Source organism: Caldicellulosiruptoraceae bacterium PP1 (assembly GCA_041320695.1).
GTDB lineage: Bacteria > Bacillota > Thermoanaerobacteria > Caldicellulosiruptorales > Caldicellulosiruptoraceae > JBGGOQ01.
Genome location: JBGGOQ010000004.1, coordinates 143986 through 150288, shown reverse-complemented (window position 1 = coordinate 150288; position 6303 = coordinate 143986). Strand labels below are relative to the sequence as shown.

The 6303-nt window shown below is 29.6% G+C and carries 7 protein-coding genes; all 7 read right to left on the bottom strand.

The annotated features are described in order from the left end of the window. Nucleotides 1–62 precede the first annotated feature (62 nt). The 7 genes from ACAG39_07935 to ACAG39_07905 all read right to left on the bottom strand — a co-directional run bounded on the left by ACAG39_07935 (nt 63) and on the right by ACAG39_07905 (nt 6224). On the bottom strand, nt 63–1100 hold the full coding sequence (locus tag ACAG39_07935) for a LacI family DNA-binding transcriptional regulator (GenBank protein ID MEZ0537171.1): 1038 nt from the start codon (nt 1098–1100) through the stop codon (nt 63–65). A gap of 82 nt (nt 1101–1182) precedes the next feature. Beyond that, nucleotides 1183–1944, bottom strand: a complete 762-nt coding sequence (locus ACAG39_07930; protein ID MEZ0537170.1) for a TatD family hydrolase — start codon at nt 1942–1944, stop codon at nt 1183–1185. Next, nucleotides 1941–3887 (bottom strand): methionine--tRNA ligase, encoded by a 1947-nt coding sequence (metG, locus tag ACAG39_07925; protein ID MEZ0537169.1) that lies wholly within the window; start codon nt 3885–3887, stop codon nt 1941–1943. Before metG ends, ACAG39_07930 begins: the two co-directional genes overlap by 4 nt. Nucleotides 3888–3905: 18 nt before the next feature. Further along, complete coding sequence (locus tag ACAG39_07920) at nt 3906–4463, bottom strand: DUF6512 family protein (GenBank protein ID MEZ0537168.1); 558 nt, start codon at nt 4461–4463, stop codon at nt 3906–3908. Next, a complete protein-coding gene (locus ACAG39_07915; GenBank protein ID MEZ0537167.1) occupies nt 4463–5200 on the bottom strand; it encodes a 2-phosphosulfolactate phosphatase in 738 nt (245 codons plus the stop codon). Before ACAG39_07915 ends, ACAG39_07920 begins: the two co-directional genes overlap by 1 nt. 132 nt (nt 5201–5332) lie before the next feature. Continuing rightward, nucleotides 5333–5767 (bottom strand): DUF86 domain-containing protein, encoded by a 435-nt coding sequence (locus ACAG39_07910; protein ID MEZ0537166.1) that lies wholly within the window; start codon nt 5765–5767, stop codon nt 5333–5335. Then, nucleotides 5760–6224 (bottom strand): nucleotidyltransferase domain-containing protein, encoded by a 465-nt coding sequence (locus ACAG39_07905; protein MEZ0537165.1) that lies wholly within the window; start codon nt 6222–6224, stop codon nt 5760–5762. The genes ACAG39_07910 and ACAG39_07905 overlap by 8 nt, the downstream gene beginning before the upstream one ends. Between the last annotated feature and the right edge of the window lie 79 nt (nt 6225–6303).

Here is a 6303-nt window from a genome sequence, read left to right as displayed (position 1 = left end):
TTAGATATAATACTTTAGGAGGTTGGAAAAAATAAAAAAGCCTACCAACTGGTAAGCTTTTATTATTTTTTCTTTAAGCTTGATTCTCTTATCTTTATATCAGTAGATATTCTTATAGTAGAATAAACACGTTTAGGGTTCTCTATCCTTTTTAGTAGTTCCTCTGCAGACCTTCTTCCTATTTCTTCATTATATACATGCACTGTTGTAATATTTGGCTCTATTAAAACTGCTTCTTTTGTATCATCAAATCCGGTTACTGCTATATCTTCTGGAACTCTAATATCATGATCTTTTAGGTATCTAATAACATTTAGTGCAATACCATCATTAGCACAAACAATTGCATCAGGCATCTTTTTTATTGTGGCTAATGCATTGAAAACCTCATGCTCTGAATAAAACCTATTTTCGCTACTGTGTGTAAAACATATTTCATCTAAAACAGGAAGATTATTATCAATTAAAGCATTCTTAAATCCTAACCATCTCTCATAAATGGTTTTACAATATGTTATATCACCTATAAAGCCTATTTTTTTGCATCCATTATCAATAAGATGTTTAGTAATTTTATATGTGCTATCTTGCCCTTCAACTAAGACAATATCACCTTTTAATGTAGAGGTGTCATCTTCAACGGGGGCATCTAAATAGACTATTGGAAGCCCAGTATCTATAAGTTTTTGCATATAATCTCTCTTAAAAACACTCACTACAATAATTCCATCAACGTTATGATTTAAAATATTTATAGGTATATTTAGTTCTTCTTCATCTTCCCTACTTATATAGGTATATGACAAAGTATATTGATTTTTATTAAGTTCAAAAGAGATACCATTAATGATCCTTGACCAAAACTCAGTATAATACTTATGTGCTAAAACAGCTATATTCTTTGTTTTCTCTTCTTTAAGATTTTTAATCTTCTTTAATAGTTCTGGGTCCAATTTTGTGTAACCAAGTTCAATAGCTTTTCTTATAACCTTTACTGCTGTATCATCTGAAACTGTCCCAGTATTGTTTAGAACTTTAGAAACTGTATTTCTTGATAATTTTAAACTTGCGGCAATTTCATTTATTGTTACCTTTTTCATTGCTACTCCCTCTACATATTTATTTATCACTTAGTATAATATTATAATGTATATATATTTGTCAACAAAATGTGCATTAAGTTTATAATCCAAAGAACTTTTTTGCATTATTTTTTGTTTTATCAATTACCTCTTCTATGGTGATACCTTTTATTTGTGCCACCTTTTCTACTACATATTTGAGATAAGTAGAATCATTTCTTTTACCTCTATGAGGCACAGGTGTAAGGTATGGAGCATCAGTTTCAAGCATAATAAGGTCAAGTGGATACTCTTTTACAACCTCAACAAGCTTCTTTGCATTATTAAATGTCACAACTCCACCAACAGATATTGAAATCTCATAATTCATAAGTATTTTAGCCATTTCCAAAGAACCAGAATAGCAATGTAAAAGTATTTTTATATCTTTATTTGCATATTGCTTTATAATATCTAAAGTGTCTTTATGAGCTTCCCTATCATGAACAACAATTGGCTTTTTTAATTCTAATGCTAACTCTATTTGTTCTATAAACACCTTTTTTTGAACATCTCTTGGAGAAAAATCATAGTAAAAATCAAGTCCAATTTCACCAATAGCAACACATTTACTATGTTCTGACAGGCTTTTTAACTTATCTAAATAGTCTATACTAGCCTTTTCTGCTTCATGAGGATGTACCCCAACAGTAAAGTATATATTTGAATATCTTTCTGCAATTTCTTTGTTTTTAATTGAGCTTCTAACATCAGAAGAAGATGTAATGGCAGTTATATCCTCTTCTTTTAGCCTTGCCATCACATCTTCTAAATCATCAGAAAATTTTTCATCATCATAATGTGCATGGACATCAATCATTATTTTACCCTTGCTCCTTCTTCAATATCTTTTTCTGGAGTAATAAGCGTTAATTTGTCACCTATGCTTGCAGCAAGAAGCATTCCTTGTGATTCTATCCCTCTTAGTTTAGCTGGTTTTAGATTTGCAACAACAACAATCTTCTTCCCAACAAGTTCATCAGGAGCATAAAATTTTGCAATGCCTGCAACAATTTGTCTTTGTTCATCACCAAGGCTAATTTGAAGTTTTAATAGTTTATCAGCACCCTCTATCTTGCTTGCTTCTAAAATCTTTGCTACTTTAAGCTCAACTTTAGCAAAATCATCTATTGATAGCAATTCTTTTACATTTGCTTTATCTTGATTTTGCGTATTCTCAACTTTTACCTCTTGTTTCTTTTGTTCTTCCACTTTGTCTGCCTCCTCATCAATTATTCTTGGAAAAAGAATATCCCCTCTTTTTACCTGAAGTTTTTCTGTTATTTTGCCAAATTCACTAGCACTCTCCCATTTAGTTAACTCTTTATTATTGTAATCAATACCAATCTGGGCTAATATCTTTGGTGTTGTTTTAGGCATAAATGGTTCTATCAATATTGAAACAATTCGTAGTGTTTCAACAAGATTATATAGAACAGTTCCAAGCCTTTCTTTCCCTTCTTCTGTTTTTCCTAATACCCATGGCATTGTTTCATCTATATATTTATTTGCTCTTGCAATAAGTTTCCATATCTCTATCAATGCATTTGAAAACATAAAATCATCAAGATATTTTGTACAAGCTTCAAAAGCATTTTTTGCTGCTTGTTTTAGTTCTTCATCAATAGGTTCTTCTTTTTTAGAGTTTTCTAAAACCCCTCCAAAGTACTTTTCGACCATTGTTGTTGTTCTTGACAAAAGATTTCCTAAGTCATTTGCTAAATCAGAATTATGTCTTTGTTTAAGTGCATCCTCCGAAAATAATCCATCAGAACCAAAAGCAATCTCTCTTAATAAAAAGTATCTTAAGCTGTCAACACTATACTTTTGAGCTAAAATAACAGGATCTACAACATTACCCTTTGACTTTGACATTTTTCCACCATCTAACAAAAGCCAACCATGTCCAAAAACAGTCTTTGGAAGAGGAAGATCTAATGCCATAAGCATTGCAGGCCATATTATTGTATGAAATCTTACTATTTCTTTGCCTACCAAATGAACATCAGCAGGCCAGTATTTTTTAAATTTGCTATCATCTTCTGAAAGATATCCTAAAGCTGTGATATAGTTAGATAATGCATCTATCCAAACATAAATAACATGTTTTGTATCAAATGGAACCTCAATCCCCCATTTTAATGTTGTTCTTGAGACACATACATCTTCAAGCCCGGGTTTTATAAAGTTATTTATCATTTCATTAGCACGTGATTGCGGTACTATAAAGTTAGGATTTTCTTCAATATGCTTTATTAGTCTATCCTGATACTTTGATAGTTTGAAAAAATAGCTTTCTTCTCTTGCTTTTTCTACTGGTCTTCCACAATCAGGGCATTTGCCATCAATAAGCTGCCTATCAAGCCAGAACGATTCACAAGGGGTACAATACCAGCCTTCATATTCACTTTTATATATATCGCCTTGTTCATAAAGCTTTGTAAATATCTTTTGAACAACCTTTTTGTGCCTTTCTTCTGTTGTTCTTATAAAATCATCATATGAAATATTCATAAGCTTCCAAAGGTCTTTTATCCCTTCCACTATATTATCAACATATTCCTGTGGAGTTTTCCCAACATCTTGTGCCTTTCTTTCAATCTTCTGGCCATGCTCATCTGTGCCTGTCAAGAAATATACATCGTAGCCTCTAATTCTTTTATATCTTGCTATTGTATCTGCTGCAACAGTGCAATAGGTGTGTCCTACATGCAATTTATCACTTGGATAGTAAATTGGTGTTGTTATATAGAATTTATTACTCAAAATATCGCCTCCAAAAAATTATATTCCATATTTTTTATGAGCAAAGTCATAAAAAAGAAAAATCTTAGGTGGATAAAATGTTAATAAAGGAAAGATTATAAGAAGAAATATTATTAATAATATGTAGGGCATTTTCTTTATTTTCTTTTCATAAAGCATAATTTTAATACTAACAATTTGGGCTATAATAACTGCTAAGACTAAAGTCATTATATCAAAAAACAGGTTATCTTCAATAAAGGCTGTATATGTGTAAAAAAAGGTTGCAGTTAAAAGTGGTATTAATAAAAAGGATACTGCTTTTGCGGGAATAAAATTCAAAAGCTTTCTACCAAATACTAAAAATTCAAAGATAGCATAGAAGAAAGCAGCAAAAAAGCCTATCTTAAGATGTTCCCAAACGCTTTCATTTACAGCAAAAACTGCTGCTGTCCATTTTACTTTCCCAAGCCAGTCAAAGCAAAAATGAAAAAGGGAGGATAACATTAATATTATAATTATTCCAACAATCTCGAAAATCTTAATTCTTCTTCTAAATTTTCTTTTGGTATAGGATGACATATATATACTTAACATTATTTCACCTTCTCAACTTTTAAGTCTTTGTATTCGCAAACACAATCTATACTATCAATGTTCAAGCAAAACTTAATATCGTTTTCAAAACCAGCATCAATTAAGTTTTTAAAGTGCCTTGCCTTTGATAAAATATCTTTTGGGTTATTTTTATATCTATCGTATAGATCCTCTGCTAATATTGAAAAATCATCAAATACAATATCTTCATTTAGGTTTTCTTTCAGGATTTTAACAATATAGCCTCCTGTTAGGACATCCTCCAAAGTTAATCTCTTTTCATTCCCTGCACATATGATAGCTAATTTTGTAATGTGGTGGCTATTAAATACATGTTTTATAAGATATTCAATTGTATATTTAGCATTTATCAATGCAATAGGAAATATTCTTTTTGACTTTAGTGCAACCTTTAAAGCACGTGTTCCATTTGTTGTTGTTATAGCCACAGCCTTGCCTTCTATTATATCCTTTCTATATGAAAGCGGAGAATTATCTAAATCAAATCCTGGTATCTTTAGAGCCTTTCGTTCCCCACCAATAACTAAATTATGGTTAATATCTTTTAAAAGCAAGGCCTCCTCAATCTCTTCAACAGGAATAATATATTTTGCACCATTATATAATGCTGTAATTAAAACTGTTGTTGCTCTAAATGTATCAATAACAAGTGAAATTGAATTACATAAATACTCATTATCAACGTTTAGATAGTTGTCAAAAAGCCTTATCTCCAAAGAAATCTCACCTTCTTAATGTTGTTACATTTAATTCTATAACATATTTTGTTATTGGACAAGAAGGAAAAATACAAAAATAAATAGCTGCAAGGTAAAATTCCAAGCAGCTTAGTTATTATTAATTATTATTTAATTATTTTTGTTATCTATATACTTTATTACCATTTCTATAAATTTTTTTAAATCAACTAAATTGTTTTTAACAATATCGTAAATTAATCTATCATCTATCTCCCAATACATATGAACCAATCTATTTCTAAATTTAGCCATATTAGAAAGATTCTTTGCAAAATCTTTGTCTATCACATTGATTTCTGAAAGGATCCTAAAAATATCAGCATATGTTTCTGGTAAATTAATATTATTTTTAAATTGTTCTAATGAAATAATTCTACTGCCAATATTTAGACAAGTTTCAATAGCAACCTGTAAATATCTTTCTATTGCTCCTTTTAATATATCGTCTTTTTCATATTCATCAAATGAAGTATTAGATATCTTCTCAAGTATTTCAATATATTTGTATAATAATCGAATATGGGACAAAAGTTTATCATCCATTTTTAGCACCTACTTTTTTCTTTAGTAAATATATATAATCTTTATTCATTTGATCCTTTACTGGTTTAAAATCAAGATAAGTTAGAAGGAGTTTTGTTTGGTAATCTACAACTTGTGTCATATCTGAAAAATAAATAATTTCTTTATTTTTAATAACTCCATATTGAACACTCAAAGGTGCCTTGTTGAGCACAATTAGATCAATTTCTTCAGTTTTTAATAATGTAGTCAATTTAGAGTATATCTCTTCCTCAAAATTATCTATCTCTTGGTTTGTCAATTTATTATTAAATAAAACTGCTATATCAATATCACTCAAAGGTCCATATTTTTTTTGAGCCACCGATCCAAAAAGATATGCTACAATTATTTTGTCACCATAAGATGCAAATAAGGTTTTGAGTAATTGATATGAGCTAAAAAAATGAATAAAATCTACTTTACTTCTTGTAATCATAAATTTTCACCTTAATATTTTAATAAATACTTTTTATCTATTTTATAATATTGAACTTTCAATTACAATAAAGATATAG